The 22,019-nt window shown below is 59.9% G+C and carries 21 protein-coding genes; 8 read left to right on the plus strand and 13 right to left on the minus strand.

Annotation, left to right across the window (positions count from 1 at the left end; translation table 11 throughout):
* Positions 1-332, plus strand: a 332-nt coding sequence (locus OXG98_16640; GenBank protein MCY3773635.1) for an MBL fold metallo-hydrolase, incomplete at its 5' end; no start/stop codon positions are given.
* Between the two features lie 96 nt (positions 333-428).
* On the opposite strand, the gene OXG98_16645 is transcribed toward OXG98_16640, so the two are convergent.
* The 6 genes from OXG98_16645 to OXG98_16670 form a co-directional block, all read right to left on the minus strand.
* Positions 429-1,232: a TauD/TfdA family dioxygenase gene (locus OXG98_16645; protein MCY3773636.1), complete on the minus strand. Its 804-nt coding sequence runs from the start codon at positions 1,230-1,232 to the stop codon at positions 429-431.
* A 66-nt stretch (positions 1,233-1,298) separates the two neighbouring features.
* Positions 1,299-1,862, minus strand: a complete 564-nt coding sequence (locus OXG98_16650; protein ID MCY3773637.1) for a peroxidase-related enzyme — start codon at positions 1,860-1,862, stop codon at positions 1,299-1,301.
* Between the two features lie 20 nt (positions 1,863-1,882).
* The gene (locus OXG98_16655) at positions 1,883-2,731 is read right to left on the minus strand and encodes a phytanoyl-CoA dioxygenase family protein (protein ID MCY3773638.1); all 849 of its coding nucleotides are present in this window, start codon (positions 2,729-2,731) and stop codon (positions 1,883-1,885) included.
* A 68-nt stretch (positions 2,732-2,799) separates the two neighbouring features.
* On the minus strand, positions 2,800-3,564 hold the full coding sequence (locus OXG98_16660; GenBank protein ID MCY3773639.1) for an SDR family oxidoreductase: 765 nt from the start codon (positions 3,562-3,564) through the stop codon (positions 2,800-2,802).
* Positions 3,565-3,820: 256 nt separating this feature from the next.
* Positions 3,821-4,036, minus strand: coding sequence for a hypothetical protein (locus OXG98_16665; protein ID MCY3773640.1), 216 nt, complete (start codon positions 4,034-4,036; stop codon positions 3,821-3,823).
* Between the two features lie 181 nt (positions 4,037-4,217).
* Positions 4,218-5,744, minus strand: a complete 1,527-nt coding sequence (locus OXG98_16670; GenBank protein MCY3773641.1) for a glycoside hydrolase family 32 protein — start codon at positions 5,742-5,744, stop codon at positions 4,218-4,220.
* A gap of 214 nt (positions 5,745-5,958) precedes the next feature.
* Between OXG98_16670 and OXG98_16675 the strand changes: the two genes are divergently transcribed.
* A complete protein-coding gene (locus OXG98_16675) occupies positions 5,959-6,648 on the plus strand; it encodes a cupin domain-containing protein (GenBank protein ID MCY3773642.1) in 690 nt (229 codons plus the stop codon).
* Here OXG98_16675 and OXG98_16680 read toward each other — a convergent pair.
* Entirely contained in the window at positions 6,645-7,628 is a 984-nt protein-coding gene (locus OXG98_16680; protein MCY3773643.1) for a hypothetical protein, read from the minus strand. The two genes, OXG98_16675 and OXG98_16680, sit on opposite strands and share 4 nt — an antisense overlap.
* Before the next feature lie 236 nt (positions 7,629-7,864).
* Between OXG98_16680 and OXG98_16685 the strand changes: the two genes are divergently transcribed.
* The 4 genes from OXG98_16685 (at position 7,865) to OXG98_16700 (ending at position 10,996) form a co-directional block, all read left to right on the plus strand.
* Positions 7,865-8,731: an N-acetylmuramoyl-L-alanine amidase gene (locus tag OXG98_16685; GenBank protein ID MCY3773644.1), complete on the plus strand. Its 867-nt coding sequence runs from the start codon at positions 7,865-7,867 to the stop codon at positions 8,729-8,731.
* A gap of 550 nt (positions 8,732-9,281) precedes the next feature.
* Positions 9,282-9,785 carry a hypothetical protein gene (locus OXG98_16690; protein MCY3773645.1) on the plus strand — a complete coding sequence of 168 codons (504 nt, stop codon included), beginning with the start codon at positions 9,282-9,284 and terminating at the stop codon, positions 9,783-9,785.
* Positions 9,786-9,948: 163 nt separating this feature from the next.
* Complete coding sequence (locus OXG98_16695) at positions 9,949-10,200, plus strand: hypothetical protein (protein MCY3773646.1); 252 nt, start codon at positions 9,949-9,951, stop codon at positions 10,198-10,200.
* 553 nt (positions 10,201-10,753) lie between these two features.
* Positions 10,754-10,996, plus strand: coding sequence for a hypothetical protein (locus tag OXG98_16700; GenBank protein MCY3773647.1), 243 nt, complete (start codon positions 10,754-10,756; stop codon positions 10,994-10,996).
* 11 nt (positions 10,997-11,007) lie between these two features.
* Here the strand turns inward: OXG98_16700 and OXG98_16705 are convergent, their stop codons facing one another.
* Genes OXG98_16705 through OXG98_16715 form a run of 3 tightly spaced genes read right to left on the minus strand, consistent with a single transcriptional unit; the run spans position 11,008 to position 15,763 of the window.
* Positions 11,008-13,956, minus strand: coding sequence for a hypothetical protein (locus OXG98_16705; protein ID MCY3773648.1), 2,949 nt, complete (start codon positions 13,954-13,956; stop codon positions 11,008-11,010).
* Between the two features lie 60 nt (positions 13,957-14,016).
* A complete protein-coding gene (locus OXG98_16710) occupies positions 14,017-14,595 on the minus strand; it encodes a hypothetical protein (GenBank protein ID MCY3773649.1) in 579 nt (192 codons plus the stop codon).
* Between the two features lie 37 nt (positions 14,596-14,632).
* Positions 14,633-15,763 carry a citrate synthase gene (locus OXG98_16715; GenBank protein ID MCY3773650.1) on the minus strand — a complete coding sequence of 377 codons (1,131 nt, stop codon included), beginning with the start codon at positions 15,761-15,763 and terminating at the stop codon, positions 14,633-14,635.
* Between the two features lie 186 nt (positions 15,764-15,949).
* Between OXG98_16715 and apaG the strand changes: the two genes are divergently transcribed.
* A complete protein-coding gene (gene apaG / locus OXG98_16720; protein MCY3773651.1) occupies positions 15,950-16,360 on the plus strand; it encodes a Co2+/Mg2+ efflux protein ApaG in 411 nt (136 codons plus the stop codon).
* Positions 16,361-16,459: 99 nt separating this feature from the next.
* Complete coding sequence (gene proS / locus OXG98_16725) at positions 16,460-17,887, plus strand: proline--tRNA ligase (GenBank protein ID MCY3773652.1); 1,428 nt, start codon at positions 16,460-16,462, stop codon at positions 17,885-17,887.
* Positions 17,888-17,944: 57 nt separating this feature from the next.
* On the opposite strand, the gene OXG98_16730 is transcribed toward proS, so the two are convergent.
* From OXG98_16730 to OXG98_16740, 3 genes are all read right to left on the minus strand, one after another.
* Positions 17,945-19,558 carry an NAD(P)/FAD-dependent oxidoreductase gene (locus OXG98_16730; GenBank protein ID MCY3773653.1) on the minus strand — a complete coding sequence of 538 codons (1,614 nt, stop codon included), beginning with the start codon at positions 19,556-19,558 and terminating at the stop codon, positions 17,945-17,947.
* A gap of 26 nt (positions 19,559-19,584) precedes the next feature.
* Positions 19,585-20,781, minus strand: a complete 1,197-nt coding sequence (locus tag OXG98_16735) for an L-rhamnonate dehydratase (GenBank protein MCY3773654.1) — start codon at positions 20,779-20,781, stop codon at positions 19,585-19,587.
* Between the two features lie 86 nt (positions 20,782-20,867).
* Complete coding sequence (locus OXG98_16740) at positions 20,868-21,986, minus strand: Gfo/Idh/MocA family oxidoreductase (GenBank protein ID MCY3773655.1); 1,119 nt, start codon at positions 21,984-21,986, stop codon at positions 20,868-20,870.
* Between the last annotated feature and the right edge of the window lie 33 nt (positions 21,987-22,019).

A 22,019-nucleotide genomic window follows, 5' to 3' on the forward strand; every position in this document is an offset into this window, starting at 1 on the left:
TGGAGATCGAGGACGGGATCCGGGTGGAGGTGACCGGCGGCCATACCCGCTTTCACCAACTGGTGAAGGTGGAGTCAGGCGATACCAGGGCGGTCTACCCGGGCGATATCCTGCCCATGACGACCCACCTGCGCGCCCCCTACAACATGGCCTACGACCTCTTCCCCTACGATACTATGGTGGCCAAGATGCGCCTGCTCCGGCAGGCGGCCGACGAAGGCTGGATTATCGTCCTGGATCATGACGCCAGCGTCTCATCGGGCAGGATTTCATGCGAGGGAGAAGACCGTTACGAATTCGATCCTGTGGCGTTGAATCTGCACTCCGCTTGATACATGGTGTCCCGCCGACCGATGTCCGCCCAGCCAGGGACCGGCCAGGGACCGACCGACAGGCCGAGTTCCGACTAAACCGTTAAAACATGCTGTCTAACGGGCGCCCGCGCCGAATATCTGCGTGCGCCACATGACGCGGCGCTGCCGGTCGTCGAAGGGCGTCCGTCGGTGCATGGTGCAGCGGTTGTCCCACATGACCAGGTCGCCGACCTGCCAGCGGTGTTTCCACACAAACCGCGCGTCGGTGGCGTGGGCGATCAACTCGTCCAGCAGAACCTGTCCATCCTTCGTGTCCAGATCCGCAATATGATGGGTCAGGTGGGGGCTCACATAGATCACGTCGCGGCCCGTCTCCGGGTGGGTGCGCACGACCGGGTGCATCGTGGGTTCCGGCGTGTTCAGCGCGTCGATGGGATGGCGGTGGACGGCGTGAAGCCCGTCGATACGGGACCGCACACTGTGGTCGAGGGCTTCGCAGGACGCGTATCCGTTGGCCCACATCGTCTCGCCACCCTCCTCGGGGATCTCCAGCGCGTACAGCAAGGAAATGGTACCGGGTTCCGGCAGGTAGGACAGGTCCGAATGGAAGGGGATTTCCTCGCTGCCGAGCGCCCCGATGGGCTTGCCGTCCTCAGTCACGTTCGAAATGACGAAGATCTCCTCGATGGGGCGGTCCGGCTGCGGCCTCACGTGCGGTACCGGCTCTCCGAAATAACGCGTAAACCGGACCAGGTCCCCCTGACTGATCTGCTGATCCCGATAAAACAGCACGCAGTGATCGAGGAAGGCTTCGCGGAGCGCCCGAACAGTATCCACGTCCAGGTCAGCCCGCAGATCAAGACCCCGCACCTCCGCGCCGAGCGCGCCGCCGGTCGGTATGACTTCAAATGGGCCCATCAGTTTCTCGAAAACATGAATCCTGCGTCCAATCCCGTTTTACGTAATTGTCCTAATACCTGATGGCTAGACATTGGTCGCGTTCGGATCGTTCCAGAAGTCTTCCAGTTCGACGCCTAGTCCGTCCACCGTACGGTTGCACCAGGCGAAGAAACCCGTGATCTGGTTGATCTCGAGGATCGCCTTGTCGCCGAACCCGGCCTCCCTTAAATGTTCGATATCGGACTCGGCGGTCGAAGCGGGCGCCAGAGTCAGTTTGCGGACGTAGTCGAGCATGGCGCGGTCGGCGGCGTCCAGGTCCGCCTTGCGGTAGTCCTTCTTGATCGCATCCACCAGTTCACGGTCGTTGATCTCTCTGAGGAGCCCCTCCCCATGATGGCGGATTCAGTACTCGCACTCGTTCAGGGCCGAGACGGTCGTCGCGATCATCTCCCGCTGTCCGAGCGTGAGGTCGCAGTCTCCATGCATGAGGCCCTTGTAGAAGACCATCACCGCCCGCATCGCCCGCACGTTCAGGCTGTGGGCCTTGATGATGTTGTCCACGCCTCCCCACGAGCGCATCGAGCCGTCGTAAATCCTTTTCAGCGGGCCTTCCGCTTCCGATTCGGCGATGGTGCGTATCCAGGCCATAAATCTTCTCCCTGATTGGGTTACAGTCCGAAGTGCCGCCGCATGCGGGTCACGGCAGCTTTCTCTTCCTTGCTCAATGACTCCAGTTCGTACTCCTCTTCGGTGATCTGATCGCGGAATTCCTCGAAGGGCAGCCCGCCTTTTCCGGTCTCGTTGAAGTATGCGCTGAGCTGGTATCGCTGGAAGATATTCATCCTGGGATAGTCCTCGGTCCAGACGGCCGCGTCGTGCAGCACATGGGTCGAAAACACGAGCACATCGCCTGCGTCCATCGGCACGGTGATCGAGACGGGCGGGTGGTCGCCTACCCTCAGGCCGTCCGGTGGGGCGAAGGCCGATTTATGGCTTCCGGGCACCAGGCTGAACCCCGTACCCACGGGCACGTCGGCCAGCGCGACCCAGGTGGCCAGGTGGCTGCAGTAGATCTCCCCGCCCGCCGCCTGGTAGTCATTGTGGGGGTTGCGGAACCCCGGCGGGAACTTGAACCCGCTGTCGTCCCGGTGGTAGCCCTGGCGATCCTCGTCACCCGGCGCAGCCCGGTCCATTTTCGTGAAGTTGCAGTGAAAGAGCCGCGGCATGCCCATCGTAAGTCCAGCGACCACGCGGATGATCTCCGGATCGGCGTTCAGGTCCTGAAACAGCCGGTGTCCGTACTGGATATGGTCCAGGTGCGTCTTGTACGGTTCCTGACGGTGCCTGAAAACCGGCGCGGGAATGTCGGCCTCGTCCGCGGCCAGCCAGCGATCGGTGACTTTCAGGATCCGCGCCAGGCGATCCGGCGCGATCACGCCGCGCAGGTGCAGAAACCCCTGCAGATCGAAATGCCACTTCTCTTCTTCCGTCAACAGACGGGCATATTGCGACGGCATGGACGCCCCTCTACCGTTTCAATCGACAAATACCACAGACGCGTTGGATCTCTTCGGTTTCAGGTGCCCTACCGCCCCAACCAGCCCCCATCGACGGCCAGAATCGCTCCGTGGACGTAGTTGGAAGCGTCCGAACTGAGGTAGACGACCGCACCGCCCAGGTCATTCGGCGCGCCCCACCGGCCGGCGGGGATACGCTCGGATATGGAACGGGACCGTTCCGGGTCGTTCTGGAGAGCGGACGTGAGATCGGTGGCGATATAGCCCGGCGCGATGGCGTTGACGTTGACGCCTTTGGACGCCCACTCGTTGGCCAGGGCCATGACCAGTTGCCCGACCGCGCCCTTGGACGCAGCGTAACTGGGCACGGTGATGCCGCCCTGGAAGGACAGCACGGATGCGGTAAACACGATCTTCCCGCGGCCGCGTGCGACCATGTCCCGTCCGATTTCCCGGCTCAGGATGAACGGCGCGTTGAGGTTTACGTTCATGACTGTGTCCCAGTATTCATCGGAGTGCTCCTCGGCGGGCGCCCGCAACGTAAGCCCCGCGTTGTTGACGAGGATATCGATGACCGGAAAATCTGATTTTACTTTGTGGATGAAGCCATACAGCGCGTCCCGGTCGTTGAGGTCGACGCTGTAGCCGGTAAACCGACGGCCCAGGGCCGTGACGGCCCCTTCGATTTCGCTCCCTTGTTTCTCCATGGACGTGCTCACGCCCACGATATCCGCGCCTGCTTCGGCGAGCGCTTCGGCCAGTCCCCTGCCGATTCCCCGGCGGCAGCCGGTTACGAGGGCGGTTTTGCCGTCCAGTCTGAATGCATCCAGTATGGACATGAAGTCTCCGTTCTAGAGCGTGAGCCGTTGAGGACAATGGATCCAAAGCACGGTCAGCGGACCGCTTATGGACGATTAGAAAAAGTTGCAGCGCGGGTGGTTTGTCAACCGGGAAATCCGGAAGCTGCGGGCGCGCCTTGTGTTGCCCGTTTTCCAATGACGGTACGACGGGAAACATGGCGCTGTCGGTTCCTGCTGAACGCCGAAGTGTGCAAGCCAGGAAAGTAAGTATGCCCGAGGGAACAGCCGGCTATTTCAAACCGGGGAAAAGATGCTCGACGATTTTCAGAAGGATGATCGTGATGATGGGAATCGCACCAATGAAAAGGTTCAGTTTGACTTCTATGGATTTAAGCCGATCCCGGATGCTATGGTCTTTCGTGTACACTTCCGAAAACAGCAAATTGAGCCTGTCCGTATCTGAAACGACTGAATCTGCCTGTTTAACTCCTGGTTGGTCTGTCATTGGCCATGCTCCGATCCGAGTGGGTGGACGTTTTCCGTATGGGGTTACATCATTAGTCATTGGCTGCCCACCGGTTCTCGAGTCATTTGCTGGACTTTTTGCAAAGGGTAAGATCGACTGTCTTCTCGACGAGCGTATGCAAGACGGGGGGTGAACCCCGCGGACCTCTTCGGCGAAGCCGTCAGATGCGCGTCGGCGCCAGGTTCCAGGCCTGCAGCGACTTGAACTGTGCCGCGCCTCCGCGTGCGAACAGGCTGATGCCCGTGCTGTCGGTTCGCGTCGGATAGATGCGCTGGGTCACGCATTGCCGGCGGTTGGCGAAGACCTCGAGGATCGATCGGTCCAGGAAGATGCGCAGGATCAGCGGTTCGCCCGGAGCCAGTTCGAAGGGCCCTTCCTGGGCGGTTACATACTGCTCGTGTTCTGACAGGTGCGGCTGAAGATTGCGGAATCGCGTGTATCGTATATCGCGGTCGAGCGACGACCGGCTGACGTCGACCCGAAGCACAGCGGCCTCCATATCGCAGGAGACCGCGGTTTCCTCCTCGCCCCCCGGGGAGCGCCGCACCTTCACACCTACCTCCCGCGCATCCCGGGGATCGATTTCGATGGCCAGTTCCAGGCAGTCCCCGCCGATTCCCTCGAGCGCCACATCCGCATCGGCGGCGATGTCGATGGGGCCGTTCCGGCGGGCATCCAGCCGGAGTACTTTCAGCTCCGGGACAGGATCGATCTGCAGGTGACCACCGGGCCCCAATGACAGCAACCGTGGAACGGTCATTGCGCCCGACCACCCGGATTCGCGCTCGCGCTCGTTGCCGCGCAGTTCGCGGACCCAGTCGAAGAAGACGCGCCGGCCGTTCGGATCGAGCAGGGTCCGCGGGCCGCCGAGATGCCCCCCTTCCCAACTCAAGCGCCCGTGAATATCGGGGCAAAACAGCTCATCCCGGACCTGGCCGATATAGTACTGGCTTCCCTGCAGATGGCTGCAGAAAAGCAACACGTGCCGGTCGCCGAGGGGGAAGAAATCGGGCACGGCGCAATCTTCGCCGCTTTCGGTCCACTCCCGCCGCGACTGGTAGAACAGATCGACGAACTCCCAGGTGCGCAGGTCCGCCGACTTGAACAGGTAGGCCGCGTCCCCCCGGCCTTGCGGGTCGCTCTTGTTGACGGCGGCGTAATACAGTCCGTCCGCCAGCCAACCGCAGGGGTCGTGGATGGTGTAGCGGCCGAAGTCGGCGCTTCCCGCTTCCGGCTGGGGGATCACCGGATTGTCCGGATCTTTGGTCCACTCGATCAGCAGGTCGTCGCTGCTGCGGGCGAGGCAGAGGCCGTCGGGATTGCCGTAGTAGATCAGCACCGGAACCCCTTCCTTGCTGACCAGGGCGCCTCCGCTGTAGCAGCCCTTTCGGTCCGGACCGTCCGCCTCTGGCGTCAGCGCCACCGGATGGTGCACCCAGTGCACGAGGTCGACGCTGGAGGCATGGCCCCACTGAATGAGATGCCAGTAGGCGCCGTGCGGATTGTACTGGTAGAAGATGTGGTAACGGCCCTTCCAGTAGAGAGCCCCGTTGATATCGTTCATCCAGGCCGCCGGAGGCGTGAAGTGATAGGCGGGCCGGTGCGGGTCGAAGGCCAGAGCGGCGGCGAGGTCGCCTGCCTCCCTGATACGGGCTTCCATCCGTTCTATCTGGTTGTCGGCAGTCATGTTTTTCGCTCCCAGATCGGCTTCCCGGGGATTCAAACGTCGGACCGATGCATGGCCCGGGTTACGAATCAACGGCAGATTCCGATTGGACGGGCGGTTTTATTTGGCGCACATTCGCGGAATCGGTGAAGATCTGCTTGATTCGCGGAGGACACATGAGCGTAATTTATATTCAAAAAGCCGGCAGCGCCAGATCGTCGAAAGTCGAGGAACCATGATCATAAACGATCACCGATACATGATTCGTTCGCTCAATTCGAATCAGACCTACTGGGAACAGGGCGTTTTCCCGGAATGGACCGCGCTGAATTGTTACCGGCATTATCCGGACGGCGGGATCGGCACCGGCGTGGAGCCGCACTACCACGACAACGACGAAATCTGGCTGTTCACCGCGGGCCGCGGAGTGGTCTGGCTGGATGGGGTGCGGCACGACATCACGCCGAACACGCTGGTCTATACGCCCATGGGCTGCGTCCACCAGTTCCAGATGTTCACGCCCTACGAGAACAACGCCATCGTGACGCGGCTTGAGCGGGCGAAAAGGCCGCTGCACCTGACCGTCGAGGAGTACGGCCCGCCTGAACCCACTGTTCCGGGCTTTGTCGTGCCGGGTGAGCATAACACCGGCTCCACCCCTGAACCGGGGTCCCGCTGCCCCATAGTCGAGTGGAGGTTGCAGCGCCACGAGGACATTAACGGGCAGGGAACGGCCGAATTGAGCATGCACGAGCACTGGATGGTGCTGGAAGGGGCCGTGCAACTGGCGGTGGAAGATCAGGCCGTGTCCATGCACCCGGGAGACATCGCTTTGCTTCGAGCAGGCGTCACCCGACGCTTGTCCGCGGATGACCGGGAGACCAGGGCTGTGGTCGTGCGGGAAAACCGGGCAGGCATGGGCTAGTCGGCGCCCGTCGCCTGGTGAATCTCGTCGAGCCAGACGACCATTTCGGCAGTAATATCGTTGTGCGGTTCGGTCAGGCCCATCTCCGGCCAGGCCCAGGCCCCGTTGCCCAGCTGGACTTCGACCAAGTTGTTTCCGACCCTTTCGGCCATCTCGCGATATTTCTCCTCACCCGTCAGCGTGTATAACATCGCTCCCGCCCAGCCGACCTTGCCGGCGCGCAGCAGTCTGAAGTGGTAATCCCCTACGTGCTCGCAGAACCGCATGTACTCCCGCGCAAGCTCCAGCCATTCTCCCTCGCCCGTAGCCATGTACAGGCGGCACAGGAATCCCGCCGCGATGCCGGGATGGTAGAAGGACTGGTCCCGTGACTCGTCCCTGGTCAGGACGTACCGGAAGTCGTCGCCATCCATCACCCTGGTGATCAGTCCGCGTTCGCGGCTGTAGACCGTCCACAGTTCGCGGGGGTAATCGGGCTGTTCTTCCATCAGTCGCCGCATCCACCTGCCGACTCCCTTCGCCACGTCCAGTCTGCCGGTATAGACGGCGCACCAGCCACAACCGCTCACGACCCAGAGATCCTGTTCGGTTTCGGCGCTTCGTTCCGATGGATGCGCGTAGAACCCGCCGCTTTCCGAATCGAGGAATTCGAGGAGGAAATCCATGCCGCACCGGGCGAGGTCGAAGGCGCCCATGCGATGCGCCGCCTTGATGACCCAGGCATTGTGGTAGGTGTAGTAGTAGCTGTTCAGTCGGTCGGCGGGACGGGGACCGAAATCGCCGTTGGGGAGGAACCCGTTGTGTCTGATCCAACTGAGCAGGCGGCTTGCCGCGTGAGACAGGCCGCACACGAGAAACGCGGCGGGTACCTTGTAGTACTCGATGACACCGAGTTCCGGGTCGCCGAAGCCGCCATCCTGCCGGACCTGGCCGAGCAGGTAGCGGCCACCACGGTCTCTCGCTTCCTTGAACCGGTTCATTCAGTACTCCGGCGTAGAGCGTTTGACGATCAAATCCATCGGGCCTGTACCCATCCACCCATTCGTATTGAGATAATCCGAACCCGCTTCCTGATTGAATGCTACACCGGAATCATTACATTGTAAACCCGAACAGGGCATGTTTCGCGGCAACAAGGCCCTCAATGTGCACAATCGCACTCGGCATTTCAATCTCAACCACAGCGCTGCCGCCTGTAATGAGGATGGAACTGGACATGAAGATAACGAGTGTTACGCAGTTATGGATGCTTTCGATGCTAATGGCTGGTTGTTCGAACGTCATCTATATTGAGTCGGCGAACCAGAACAGCCGGGTCGATTACGTGGTGATTCACGCCACCTCGGCGAATTTCGCGGAATCGGTAAGACTGCTCACCACCCGGACCGGGTATCCGGTCAGCGCACATTACCTGATTCCCGACGAAAACGACCCTACCTACGGTCACCGCCGGTTGCGTTTGCATCAGTTCGTGAAGGAAAGCCAAAGGGCATGGCACGCCGGTGTCAGCTACTGGGCCGGGCATACGGGGCTTAACGCCCGATCCATCGGGATCGAGATCGTAAATGAGTTTAGTTGCGTGTCGGATACGTCAGCTGTCGAGGATAGCGGTCCGGACGCGCTCGACTGTGATTTCCCGCCTTTCAGTGAAGCGCAGATCGAGATGTTGATCGAATTGCTTCGGGGCATTCAGCAACGGCACCCTCGCATTGGACCGCTCGATTTCGTTGCTCACTCCGATATTGCGGTCCCACACAGGCGCCGGTCGGATCCGGGCCCCCTTTTTCCCTGGCGGCGGCTGTACGACGAAGGCATAGGCGCCTGGTATGACGAGGAAACCAGGTTGCGTTACGTGGCGCGATTCGAGAACCAGCCTCCGACGGTCGAAAGACTGCAGGCCGCGCTGCTCAGGCTGGGATACCTGGTCGAACCAACCGGCGAACTCGACCACCAGACGCGCTTCGCCGTACGCGCGTTTCAATTGCATTTTCGACCCTCCGACTATGGCGGCGCGCCCGACGTTGAAACCGCGGCCATCCTCTGGAGCCTTATCGAAAAGTACCGCGGCGGGAACCCGCCTTGACTGTCGCGACCTGCCCCTTGTGCCAGGTATCGCAATTCAAAAAAAACGTCGAGAAACCAAATTGGGAACGCGACTAATCATTAAATCAGGCCAGACGAGATAAGAGGATATCCAATCCAATTTAAATAACAGGCTCTTCCCATCGAAACGACTGCCGCAGATATGGAAGGAGTCGGACAACGATGGTAACAACCCGCGACAACTAGACCTTTGGAGCGCAGATTACGACCGCCGCCGGAATGTTCGTCGTGACGCTCGGGATCCTGTTTATAGCGACCCTTACTTACCTGGATCGAGGGGACAAGGAGTTTCGGGACGAGGTCCGATCGGAGTTGAAGGAAATGCGAACCGAGTTTGCAGCCTTGCGAACCGAGTTTGTTTCGATGAGATCCGAGATACACGACATGAATACCCGTCTCGGCAGGGTCGAAGGGTATCTGAGGGTATCCGGTGATGAGTAACTTATCCAGTTGATGTAAGAGAAATCAAGTATGGTATGACGTAAAGACTTTGTTGTCACGTTAAAATGTATCGGAAAGAGGGTAGCCTGATGATTACCGAACATACGAGAAACGAGATTTGGGAGGAATTCCTGGACGCCTCCAGACTCGTCAGGTATTACGGAAAACTCGAGTTCAGGAACCAGATATGGTACGTCGGCAACAGGCTGTTGCTTCTGTTGTTCTCATTAGGGGGCATTGTCGCGCTCTTCGACATACTGCCGGACTCCATCCGCATCGCTATCGGCGCCTTCATCAGCCTTCTTATCGCACTGGAATACGTTCTCAACATCGGACAGAAGACAGCGGTCCTGCGTTACATCTACATCTCATGCGCTGAGCTGGAAGATCAATGGAGTGTTTTATGGAACCGGATCGAGAATAACAGGATCGACGAGACAGAAATATGGAGAGAGCGGGAGGAACTGTCTCGCAGATGTCTCCGGGTCACCAGCAAGGCTAAGGAATTGGGCGTGCGAGACAATATTCGTATCAACAAAGAATCGGCGGAAGAGGCTTACAGGGTAATGGAGGACAGGTATGTCGAAAGGTAAACCACCTGAATCTAAAGAAGACAGAATCTCACGTGGATTACCGCCAAGACCCAGTGCGCCCAAACCGCCGCCGCCTCCAAAACCCAAACCTCCCATTAAACCAGAAGAAAAGTAGGGTAATTACTAATGTTACCCCGCCGAAAACGTACAGAAGGAGCGCGGCATGACAATTATTGATTATCTAATGCCGGCGGCCGTGATTTTAGTCGTGGTTTTAGGCTGGATATTCAGTTGGATTTTCTTCCTCCGGGGCAAGATGGTCGAAAAACATGAACTGGATACCGCCAGGAACGACGTGGTAAGAGAGGTCGGCACACTACGGGAAGGGACGATGGCAACTTTTGCCGAATTGAAGGCCGACTTGAGAGAAATCAGGCATGACGTAAAGACCTTATTGTCACGTTGTGAATCATGAAATCACACCAGGGCTTAATCATAGGTTCCTGGAATTCGAGAATCCAATACGAGTACGCGACTATTCAAGAAACCAACAAGGGCACGCGGCTGAAAATGAGGGTAATCAAGGGTTAGAAATGAATAAGGAAACGTGGTTCCAACGAAATGGGGCTGTCTTCACGGGAGCGATCGCATTAATAGCAATACTGACTTACTTGCATGTTACAGTGGGTGAGTTAAGAACTGAATTCAGAGATGAATTTAGAAATATCAATGCCTCGTTAGACAGAGTTGAAACCAAGATAGACGAGGTAAGGGGATATCTCTCAGATACAGTGCAGATTCTACGAAGAATGACACCCCACCGGCTGACCGGAAGAAGTGATACGGTTACCAGAAAAGAAACTCACAGTGTTCGATCCTCTCTCCCATGTACGGCCGCAGCGGTGTCTTTGGAGATAAGGTTTTTCAAGTAACCTGAAAGAAGGTTTAAGGGAGTCTGTCGCCCGGCTTCTTAGCGGCTATCTGAAGGCCAACCTCAACCCATAGAACAAATGATACAGGGCATAACGATGGCGCGTAATACATGGACTGATGTTACAATAAAGGCCGCGTTGATTGGGGCTGTAATGCTGATGTACTTGGATTTGAGAGCGGAAATCAGATCGGTCAACACCAAGATTGATCAGGTCGAAAATAAACTCGAAGCCAGTATCGCCAGAGTCGAGACGAAAATCGACGAGGTGCGCGGTTACCTGAAATTCAATGTTTCGAATCAGTCCGAGACCGATACCCCGGCGATTCCAGATAAATAGTCATTAATTTCCTAATCTGGACGCGTACTCTTACCACCGTGGACGGTAGGCTCGCTGCACCACTGCCTGCGAAGCACCGCCAGCGGATCGAGGATTGATTCGGGCAGTCCGAGCAGCCCGACGAGCACGGCCTCATCCAGCGCCTGGCGGGTCTCGTCCCGATACGCCTCGTTTGCCGGCAGTAGTGGACGACCCTTAAACTCCTCGAAGATAAGATCCGCCTGTTCGTACTGCGCGTCGGTGAGCGTGCGCGCGTCCAGCACGAGCAGTTCGGGCAACCTGCTGATGGTCAGGTTGGCTCGTCCCGCTTGCTGCACTGTACCTGTCCACCAGAACAGGATCAGTCCCAACGTGGAGTTAGCCCACAGCGCGGTCACAGTCTCAAATCTACGGTTGTTCATCAGGAAATTCGGCCAGGCTCTTCCTCCCAGCGTCTCCGCTGGCGTTAGGCACGCGGCCAAGCTCTGAGAGTTGAGTCGAAAATCAAGACTGAAGTGGAGCCTGGTTGCAGTTCTCCAGGCAGAATGTGCGCGATCTTCACAGTCTTCGCGTATCAGCCCAGCGCTGTCGGACTGAACTACAATTTGACGTTCTCGTTCCGCGGAGTGCCTCCAAAGGGCGGGAAAAGTTGGTTGATCTGAGGTATGTACGATGTCAAAAGGGCCTCGAAAGTACCCCGATTCCTCTCCTGTTCTTCTTACATCTCCGCCGTTTATATCGAGGTGGTACAAGCCGCGACTTCCCAATTCACGAAGTGTAGTCGTCGGGACGGAATACGTTTCAGGCACTCGTGGCAGTTTCAGATTTCCATCTTGCAGGTTTCTCACAGTATCTACGAGCTCGGCATGTACCACCGACGCACAGTGGCCTTCGTCCCAGTTTCCTCGTGTGAGAATACCGTAGTGATCGTCTCCAATGGAGATTCGCGAGGCACCTTGTCGGACCGCGTCCCTAATCGCAGAGGCGATCCCGCTTGCCTCGGTTCCAGACGCCGGTGATTTTCTCAGTGCGACGTAAGTTACAGGATTGGCCGTATCCTCGGTTTGCACCTGCTGTGGGTTAATCGGTGTGGCTCTGCGACTTGCGACCAGCAACACCTCACCCATACCGGTATCGGCGGAGAAAGATACCTCGCTGTCTTGACCAATGGATGTCAGACTCACTACCATAGCACGCTCATATTTCATACGTAGCAGGTCGCGGCTCGCCTTCCATGCACTTCCCTGAAGAAGACTAAGCGGCATCACAAGTGCAAGTACGCCACCTGGACGTATTTTGGTGTCGGCAAGGTCAAGAAAATTGGACGCGAGTCCGGCATTACCATGGCCGGCGGGGTCATTAATCTCATTTCTGATATCCCGAAGTAGTCGAGCCATGGCGTACTGCTCTTCCTCGTTGTTACCCAATCCGGCAAATGACGGCACCGGGACGTCGGTCGCCTCGTGGTTGGTGGGACGGGTAAAAGGCGGATTCATGATCACTATATCCATCGAATGATGTTCCAACAGGAATGTGTCGGTCCACGTACCCGCTTCTCGTCTTACGTCCCTGGTGCTATCCGTACCACTATGGACCATGATCCCGGTGTTCTCGAACAATCCGGTACCGTGCTGTGCACGTATAAGGTCGAGCGCGCCCAGCGCGAAGGAAACCGCCCCTACCTCGTCTTCCTGCTGCCCGTATGGCAGTAGATGTACCCGGGTTTGCTTGAATGGGGTCGTCGGATGTGTGCTCGACATCATCGACGTAGTCAGATGGGTCGCAGCCGGCATGATATCAGCCGCGAAGATGGAGTTCTCCATCATAGTCCTATGGATAGCCTCATCATCGCCTCCGGCACGCCGATGACGACCTAACATGGCCTGATAGAGCGCCGTGATCAACGTACCCGTACCGCAAGCGAAGTCCGCGGCTCGGAGCTTCGTCACTTCCTCAATATCGCTCCATTCAATGTCCATCATCTCAACCGCAAGTTCCGAAAGCAGCGTCGCCGACGCAGGCAGGGTGTAAAACGTCGCGAGGAACTTCCTGTCGCTGATCATCTTCTGGAACATGCGCCCGTAGATATCATGCGACTGTGTGACGCCGTGAGCCTCCAATTCGCTAGATACGTCGGACAACTTTTCTAGAATGCTAGCGGCAATGTCGCCAGGAATTGGACTGAGGGCTCTGCTTGAAATGTGGAAGATGGGCCAGTAATTGATTTCAAGTATGCGCTCCCATTCACGCAGGACGGCCGCCTTGGGTATGACGCCCTGTCTGCGTAGTTCATCGATCGTCCGTATGTCAAAGGAACCTGCAAGCATCGACTGAAATGTAAGCGCATTGGCAATGATAGCCATGGCCATTCGCGAAGTCTGCTCACCGTCTTCCTGGCAGAGTGTTTCAGCTATGCGAGCGTTTATATCCGGTCTATTGGTCGTAGCTTCGCGTAACTGGACAGCTGTTTCGCTAATTCCACGTTCCAAAATGTCCAGGCTTTGCGCGACAATGCGCTCTGAAATCGACGCGGTTTCGATCAGGAGTGCAAGATCATTGATCGTACCGGTGATCCAACCACCCGCAGGCCAGCGCGATGGATCATCTTCGCCAGCTGTTTCGGTGTAGAGGCAGAACTCATAGGTTGCCTCCGCCGTCTGAGCATCAAGATCATGTTGAGGTACTGTTTTAAGCGAGTCGGGTACTCGAACAGCGACGCATTGCTCGATCGCCACACCGGATCCGCTGAGATGTCGGCCGAGGCGGTCGATGGCATCTTGTTCAACCGTTCGAGCAGGCAGGTACTCGGTCTCGACGACAACCACCGAACCACGCGGATTGCGAAGAACGACATCGGGCCTGCCGCCGCCTTGAAGCGTTTGGTGTTGTTCTGCGGTTAGCGTATCCCGCCAGCGAGGGTTTTTTGTGCGAAGGACGCGGGCCAGGGCTTCGTTGAAGGATCGTTCGTCATTGACTGGCATTACAACAACCGTTCATAAGGGGATCTTGGTTCAAGCTGACACCTTCTCAGCACAGGCATCCTACAGCTTCCCGAAAATCATCGACACACCCAGGCTGAACCACTTCCAGTCGTCCTGGGCCACGTTGTACTGGGCCTGGAGGCTGAATCGACCGATCAACAGACCGATTCCTGGGGATACGATCAGGTCTCTTTCGGTGACGAAGCCCGCTTCCTTATTCGCGCCCGCGTTGTCTTCCTGCCGCGTTCTCTTGTACACCACACCCGCGGAGCCCTGCAGGAACAGCCGTTCCAGGGGGTAGTACCGCAGGCCCAGCGTAATGGGAATGCTGGAGTAGTCTCCTTCAATCCGGTCGGCGATGCCATCCAGGTCCTGGTCGACTAAGTCTCCCAGTTCCGTGCGGGATTCGAACGCCTCGCTGCCGTAGGTGACATAAGCCCCCGAGGCGATGACCTGGGATCTATAGCTCAGCCAGTAGGTGAGCGCGGCATGGGCGCCGTATCCGTAGTCGTCTTCCACCAGGCCGGATGTGGGGCGGGCTGCCTCGGCGCCGAGATTGAAATTCAGCTGGCCATAGGCCGAATGGGTGAGTGTGGCCAGTACGGCTGCGAATACCAGTGCGCGTAATCCCTGTGCCATTTCATTTTCCCTGTTGGTCTTGAAGTCCGATCCGCGATCAGGCGGGGCGCCCATCGATGGGTACGTAGACGGCTTCTGTCGGACCGGTGTACTCGCCCACCGGCCGGATGATCCGGTTGTCGGCGTACTGCTCCAGGAGGTGGGCGGTCCAGCCGGCGATGCGGCTGCAGGCGAACACAGGCGTGAACAAACCCGCCGGAATGCCCATGGTAGCGTAGACCGAGCCGGAATAGAAATCCACGTTGCAGGCAATGCCCTTCCGGTCCATCATGGTCTTCTCGATCACGCGGGACACTTCATGCCACTTCGGGTCGCCTGACTTGCGGCCGAGTTCCTCCGAAAGGCGGCGCAGGTGCGTGGCCCTCGGATCCTCGGTCTTGTAGACGCGGTGCCCGAAGCCGGGGATTTTCTCCTTGGCGGCAAGCTTTTCTTTCACGTAGTCCTCGGCGCCGGCGATCTCCCCGATCTCGTGAAGCATGACCATCACGTCCCTGTTGGCGCCTCCGTGCAGCGGTCCCTTCAGCGTGCCGATGGCCGAGATGACGGCAGAGTGCATGTCCGATAGCGTGGCCGCGGTCACCCGTGCGGCGAAAGTCGACGCGTTCAATTCGTGGTCGGCGTGCAGGATCAGGGCGATGTCAAACGCCTTCGCGTGCTCGGAGTCCGGCAATGCGCCGTCCAGGCCGCCCAGCATGTACAGGAAATTGGCCGCGTGACCGAGCCCGGGATTCGGATCGATCACTTCCTGCCGGTTCACGATCTGATGCCATGCAGCGGTAACCGAAGCGAGTTGGGCGGTCAGCCGGACGGCCTTGCGCAGGTTCGCCTCGCGGGAGTGGTTCGCCACGTCCGGGTCGTACGCGGACAAGCAGGACACGGCCGAGCGCAGCACGTCCATGGGCGCCGTGTCGCGCGGGATCGCCCGCAGCAGATCCAGGACCTCGTCACGCAGAGCCCTGCCGGCGAGGAGCTGCTCGTTGAGTTCGGCCAACTGGCCCGGCCCCGGCAGGGCGCCGTGCCACAGCAGGCAGGCGGTTTCCTCGAAAGTGGAATGGGCGGCCAGGTCGTGAATGTCATAGCCCCGGTAGAGCATTCGACCCTGCAGGCCATCAATGAAACAAATGGCCGAGCTCGCGGCTACGACGCCCTCCAGACCCTTCTGAACCATCCCGGTCCCTTCCAGTTGAATGCCGATTTTGCCGTGGAGAGCATAGCGCGGCGACCCGCCCGTGTCAAGGGGTTTTTGACCCCGGACGGACTCCGGCTTCACATCGGGTTTTTGTTTGGCAATCGAACCCCGTACATTTATCTTATACATCTTCGATTTCGTGTGTCGTATCTCCGGAGCAAGGCGATGCCCTCAACACTTGATTCCGACACGATCACCCACGGCATAAGGGTCCAGGTGTTCCCGGGCTACCTGCCCGAACATTCCGATCCCGATCGAGACCAGTTTGTGTTCGGCTATCGTATCGTCATCACCAACGACAGCGAACGCTGGGTGAAACTGATCAACCGGCACTGGATCATCATCAATGCCGACGGGAAGCGGAGCGAGGTGAGGGGACCGGGGGTCGTTGGCCTGCAACCGGAACTCGAACCCGGCGAGAGCCATGAATACCAGAGCCTCTGCCCGCTCGATACGGAGTGGGGCACCATGGAAGGCGAATACGAAATGCAGGACGGAGAAGGCGGTCTTTTCGAAGTGGAAATCGGACGGTTCTACCTCGCCATCACGTCTGATGAGAAGGTGGAATCCGCGTAGTCTGCCGGCATGCCGCCGATACCTGGCGAACCCGGTGCAGTCGACGATGCCGCGTAACCCCGCAAGCAGGACGACAACACAGGAAGTTGGAGCGAAATCATGGCAAAAGGGTTGACGCCGCAGGCGGACGATTTCTCCGCCTGGTACAATGAAGTGATCGCGAAAGCCGAACTCGCCGACAACGCGCCGACGCGCGGGTGCATGGTCATACGCCCCTACGGCTATACGATATGGGAGAATATCGTTGCGGAACTGGACCGGATGTTCAAGGCCACCGGTCACGTGAACGCCTATTTCCCCCTGCTGATCCCCGAGAGTTTCTTTCAGAAGGAGGCGGAACATGTCGAGGGATTTTCACCCGAGTGCGCCGTCGTGACACATGGCGGAGGCAAGAAACTGGAAGAGAACCTGATGGTCCGGCCCACGTCGGAAACCGTCATCGCCGATATGTACGCGAAGTGGATACAGTCCTACCGCGACCTGCCCCTGCTCATCAACCAGTGGGCCAACGTATTCCGGTGGGAGCTGCGTCCCCGGGCCTTCCTGCGCACTACTGAGTTCCTCTGGCAGGAGGGGCATACGGCCCACGCCACCGCGGAGGAAGCCCAGGAGGAAACGCTCCGCATTCTCGACATCTATCGCACTTTTGTCGAGGATTACATGGCGATTCCGGTGCTCTACGGTCCTAAAACAGAGGCGGAAAAGTTCCCCGGCGCACTCCAGACTTATGCCATCGAGGCTATGATGAAAGACGGCAAGGCACTCCAGATGGGCACTTCCCACAACCTGGGCCAGAACTTCTCGCGCGCCTTCAATATCGATTTTCAGACGCGGGACGGGTCGCGGGAGTATGTGCATCAAACCAGCTGGGGGATGACCACCCGAACTATCGGCGCGATCATCATGGCCCACGGCGACGATAAGGGTCTGGTCCTGCCGCCGCGCCTGTCACCTTACCAGACTGTCGTCATTCCCATTGCGAAGTCCGACGAGGAACAGGTCGTCGTCCGGGAAGCCGTCGACGGGCTGCTCGAATCTCTGGAAGGTATCCGGGTGAAGGTCGACGACCGCGAGCAGTTCGGCCTGGGCTGGAAGTTTACCGAGTGGGAAACGAAGGGCGTGCCGCTGCGCGTGGAACTCGGCCCCCGAGACATCGCGTCCGGCCAGGCCGTGGTCGTCCGCAGGGACACGGGCGAAAAGTCTTTTGTGCCCCTCGCGTCCCTCGGGGGGCACGTCAGGGACCTGCTGGAGACCGTGCAGCGGGACATGTTCCAGCGTGCGCTGGACTTCCGCGAAGCCCATTCCCGCGAGGTACGGGACCGGGATGCCTTCATGGAGGCGGCGAACGGCGACGGCGGATTCATCCACGCGCACTGGTGCGGCGATCCCGCCTGCGAGACGGCCGTCAAGGATGAAACCCGGAACACGATCCGGTGCGTGCCCATGCACTGGGACGCCGCAGCAGGCGCCTGCGCGTACTGCGGCGGCGCCTCGGAACGCAAGGTTGCCTACGCCCAGGCCTATTGATCGACCGGGCCGAGGATGCCCGATTCAGGATGCACCGCCCGGTCGATATAACCGCCACTAAGCCTGATCCCCGTACATCCCAAGCACTTCCATCGCCGCGTTGCGCCCGTTGATGGCGATCACGCTGCCGCCGGGATGGGTGCATGCCCCGCAAAGGTAGACGCCGGGCATGGGCGTTCGCGGTTCGAGCCGCTTGTCCCACATGTAGGCTGGAAGGATCTCGCCCTGGAAGATGTGGCCGCCGGTCAGGCCCACCTTTTGTTCGATGTCGGGCGGCCCCATGACGTCCATGTGCAGGACGGCGTCCGGAATGTTGCTGCAGTAGCGGCCGAGGGATTCCAGCGCCAGCCTTCCCACTTCCTCCCGTCGGGAGTCCCAGTCGCCCTCGGCGAATGCGTAGGGGACGAACTGGGCGAAGATGCTCATGGTATGACGGCCGGGTGGCGCCACGCTGCCGTCGTGGGCGGTGTGGAAATACAGTTCCTCCCACAAACGGGGTGGCAGCTGTCCAGCCCCCGCCATGGCGTGAAATTCGTGCCATTGCCGCGCGGTGAGCGGGATGTTGACCTGCCCGCGGTGATGGTCTTCGTCTGTTCCGGGACGGCTCGTGAAATCCGGCAATTCGGACAGCGCCACGTTGATCTTGACGGTCGCGCCGGTCTGGGGGATCGACTCCACGCGCTTCTTCCACACGTCATCGGCCTGTTCGCCGAGGAGGCACAACGTCACCCTTGGATCGGCGTTCGATACGACGGCGGGCGCCCTGATGCGCTCGCCGCCTTCGAGTTCCACTCCCACGCCCGGCAGTATGCGCGCCACCGGAACGCCCGCGGCCACGATGGCGCCGGCATCCCGGGCGATATCGCACAAAATGAAGGAAACCGTACCCATGCCCCCTTGGACGTACCCCCACATGCCGGGCATGCCGGCCATGGTCCCCGTGGAGTGAAAGACGTGGACGGAGGCGGTCCCGGGTTCGAAGGGGCTGGCGTTCGTCCCGATCACGCCCTGGCCGATGAGGGCCATGCGCAGCCGTTCGTCCTCGAGATACCGTTCGACGTACTCGACCATGGACCAATCGAAGAGGAGGTCGATGGCTTCGCGATCGCCTTTAAGGCGCGTTTCGATCTGGTCCCGCGTTGGCGCCCTGCCGATCCAGATGTCGCCTTCGCCGGGCGGGCGGAGGGCTAGCCGTATGCGCTTCATGGGTGCGTACATGGCCTCGAAGCCATCCACGTCCCGGGGCGACAGGCGCCGTATCTCCTCCCGGCAGCGGTCGTCGTCCTCCCACAGTTGAACGCTCGACCCGTCCTCGAAGGGGACGAACATGCCCGACTCCGCCGGGGTCCAGCGATAGCCGTAACGGGGAAAGTCGAGTTCTTCGATCACGAGGGGATGGAGCAGGCCGGCCAGATAGGCGCAGGGCGAAACACGGTATCCCGGCCAGGTCTCTTCGAGCGTGCAGGCACCCCCCACGCGTTCCCGTGCCTCCAGGACCAGCACCCGCTTGCCCGCCCGGGCCAGGTAGGCCGCGCAGGTCAGCCCGTTATGGCCGGCGCCCACGACGATCACGTCCCAGTCGCGGGGCGCGAGCGACGAGACCGGTTCGGGCAGTCCGATGCGTCCCAGGGCGTCGCGGCAGGTTCCGCCCGGCGCCGTTGCCGTCGTCATGTTGTGGGATTTCGGGTCCACGGGCGTCATCCGCTCCAGGTGAATCGTTTCAGCGCGTCCCGGTTCAGTTCCAGTCCCAGTCCGGGCGCGTCGGAAAGCGTGATGTACCCATCCACCGGACGGGGCTGCCCGGTAAGGATCTGCGTATCCGGATCCACGTTGTGGTCCGGGAAATACTCGACCATGGGCATGTTCATGTTGGCCATCGCGAGGTGGAAGTTGGCCACCCACCCTCCGTGCGTGATTACCGGAATATCGTTCGCGGCGGCGAGATGGACGATTTTCTGCACTTCGGTGATGCCCGCGCAGCGGTCCACATCGGGCTGCCAGACGTCGGCGCAGCCCATTTCGAGCCAGCGGGCGAAGGCGTGCTTTCCGAATTCGTTTTCACCCCCCGAAATCGGCATGGACGCCGCTTGCCGCACCTTCACGTAGCCCGGCCAGTCGTGGGGGTGCACCGGTTCCTCCACCCAGGCGAGGTCGAATTCCTCCACCATGCGGATCATCTTGATGGCATAGTCCGCGGTGAAGGAACGGCAACAGTCCACCATCTGTTCGACATCGGCCCCGATGGTTTCACGGAGCGTCCGGACCACCTGCCGGTTCTTGCGCATGCCTTCCACCCCGTCGTCCTGGCTGAATCCGAACCGCTGCTTCACGGCCGTAAAGCCCTGGTCGACGTACATCGACGCCTCCTCCCTCAGAAGGCCGAGGTCGGGGTCGCCCCGATCGCTCGCGTAGACGTACAGCCGGCTGGCGTAGGCGCGCAGGCTGTCTTTCGTCTTCCCTCCCAGCAGGTTGTATACCGGCTGGTTCAGATACCGTCCCTTCAGGTCCCACAGCGCCGTGTCGATGGCGCTGATGGCACTGCTGGTGATCCCCTCCCGCGCCTGGGAGATGCAGTAACGGTGCATTTTCTCCCACAGCCAGTCCGTGCGCATGGGATCTTCGCCGATCAGCAAGGGAACGAGGACATCGGTCAGGACGGTATATACCCCGGGAAGACCGTAGCCTTTCTGCGAAACGCCGGTCACGCCTTCGTCGGTCTCGATTTCGATGATGAGCGAGTCGGGAGCGTCCGGCTGCTTCGGCCTGGTCTCCGGCGGAGCGTCGTACTTCAGGTCGCGGTAGTAATAAATCGGATTGACGGAATGGATGACGTAAGGCTGGCGCCCGGAGCCGGGCGTCTTGACCGGCGTGACCTGGATGCGGGTGATATTCATGGCGAATCCCGTTCGTCGCAATGCGCTTACGTGTGGTGCGGGCCGCGCTCCTAAGGGGTACGATGCGCCTCCGTTCGGCCGCTTTCCTAAATCAGGTTCGGCAACAACGGATGACCCCGGTTTTCGAGCGGCAGGGCGATACGGCTTCCCGACAGGTGGGCGGCATACACGCCGTGGATCATTTCCAGGGCCCAGCGCCCGTCGTAGCCGCTGTTCACCGGCCTGCGCCCATCCCGCCTCGCCTCGAATACATCCCGGACGACGGCTACGTTCGCCGCGGTCTGGAGCGCGCTCATGGCGGACTGCTCGGAAGGCTCCAGTTCAAGCGCTTCCGAGGTAACGTCGCGGACGGACACGTCGTCATCCGGATGCCAGACCGGGGATTCGTAGATCCGGATCTGCTGGGAAGCCTCGTGAACGGTCATGATCCCCTCCGAGCCGAAGATCCACATCCCGTACCTCTGGGGGTGGCCAGACTGGCTTCGGCGCGTCTCGAAAGTGGCCGTCACGCCGTGGCCGAATCCGTACATCGCATGGATCGCATCGCCCGCGATGAGCCCCAGTTCCTCCGGACCCTCCACCGCGTCTTCCAGGGTCGCGGACCGTCCGCCGGCCAGGGTCACCGACGCCTGCACCCAAGCGGGGTTCCTGCCTAGGAGGAACCGGAGCATGTCGAAAAGGTGGGTGCCCAGCACCATGAGGTCCTCGCCGCCTCCCCGGTGATCCTCCTTGCCGTTCATGCGGACGTGGAGTATGTCCCCGATGGCGCCCTCGGCGAGCAGTTGGCGGGCGTGCCAGGCGGCGGTGTGCATGCGGCCCTGGTGGGCGATGCCCATCATGACTCCGGCCTTCTCGCAGGCTTCTATCATGGCGTCGGCCTCGGAAAGCGTGCGGGCCATGGGCTTTTCGAGGAAGATGCACGCGCCTGCTTCCGCGACGGCAAGGGTCATTGTGGCGTGCTGGTCCAGCCACCGGGGACAGATGCTGACGATGTCAAACCACTCGTTTCTCAGCATCTCCCGATAGTCCGAATACAGGTTTCCCACGCCCAGGCGCCGGCCCGCTTCCTGCAGACCGTCCGGGTCGTCGTCGGCCACGGCGATGATGTCCACGTCCTCCATTTCGAGATACACCGTGTCCAGGCCATGACCATAGTTGCCCCTGCCGGTACGGCCGATCACACCCGCCCGGTATCGTCTGTCCATTCAACGCCCCTCCGGTAGCAACGCCACTCCGGT

Source organism: Gemmatimonadota bacterium (assembly GCA_026706345.1).
Taxonomy (GTDB): domain Bacteria; phylum JAAXHH01; class JAAXHH01; order JAAXHH01; family JAAXHH01; genus JAAXHH01.

Bases quoted from the DNA above. Each gene is read 5' to 3' on its own strand.
- OXG98_16645 (MCY3773636.1), bottom strand. From the start codon at position 1,232: ATGGGCCCATTTGAAGTCATACCGACCGGCGGCGCGCTCGGCGCGGAG.
- OXG98_16655 (MCY3773638.1), bottom strand. From the start codon at position 2,731: ATGCCGTCGCAATATGCCCGTCTGTTGACGGAAGAAGAGAAGTGGCAT.
- OXG98_16665 (MCY3773640.1), bottom strand. From the start codon at position 4,036: ATGACAGACCAACCAGGAGTTAAACAGGCAGATTCAGTCGTTTCAGAT.
- OXG98_16670 (MCY3773641.1), bottom strand. From the start codon at position 5,744: ATGACTGCCGACAACCAGATAGAACGGATGGAAGCCCGTATCAGGGAG.
- OXG98_16675 (MCY3773642.1), top strand. From the start codon at position 5,959: ATGATCATAAACGATCACCGATACATGATTCGTTCGCTCAATTCGAAT.
- OXG98_16680 (MCY3773643.1), bottom strand. From the start codon at position 7,628: ATGAACCGGTTCAAGGAAGCGAGAGACCGTGGTGGCCGCTACCTGCTC.
- OXG98_16685 (MCY3773644.1), top strand. From the start codon at position 7,865: ATGAAGATAACGAGTGTTACGCAGTTATGGATGCTTTCGATGCTAATG.
- OXG98_16690 (MCY3773645.1), top strand. From the start codon at position 9,282: ATGATTACCGAACATACGAGAAACGAGATTTGGGAGGAATTCCTGGAC.
- OXG98_16695 (MCY3773646.1), top strand. From the start codon at position 9,949: ATGACAATTATTGATTATCTAATGCCGGCGGCCGTGATTTTAGTCGTG.
- OXG98_16700 (MCY3773647.1), top strand. From the start codon at position 10,754: ATGGCGCGTAATACATGGACTGATGTTACAATAAAGGCCGCGTTGATT.
- OXG98_16705 (MCY3773648.1), bottom strand. From the start codon at position 13,956: ATGCCAGTCAATGACGAACGATCCTTCAACGAAGCCCTGGCCCGCGTC.
- OXG98_16710 (MCY3773649.1), bottom strand. From the start codon at position 14,595: ATGGCACAGGGATTACGCGCACTGGTATTCGCAGCCGTACTGGCCACA.
- OXG98_16715 (MCY3773650.1), bottom strand. From the start codon at position 15,763: ATGGTTCAGAAGGGTCTGGAGGGCGTCGTAGCCGCGAGCTCGGCCATT.
- apaG (MCY3773651.1), top strand. From the start codon at position 15,950: ATGCCCTCAACACTTGATTCCGACACGATCACCCACGGCATAAGGGTC.
- proS (MCY3773652.1), top strand. From the start codon at position 16,460: ATGGCAAAAGGGTTGACGCCGCAGGCGGACGATTTCTCCGCCTGGTAC.
- OXG98_16730 (MCY3773653.1), bottom strand. From the start codon at position 19,558: ATGACGACGGCAACGGCGCCGGGCGGAACCTGCCGCGACGCCCTGGGA.
- OXG98_16735 (MCY3773654.1), bottom strand. From the start codon at position 20,781: ATGAATATCACCCGCATCCAGGTCACGCCGGTCAAGACGCCCGGCTCC.
- OXG98_16740 (MCY3773655.1), bottom strand. From the start codon at position 21,986: ATGGACAGACGATACCGGGCGGGTGTGATCGGCCGTACCGGCAGGGGC.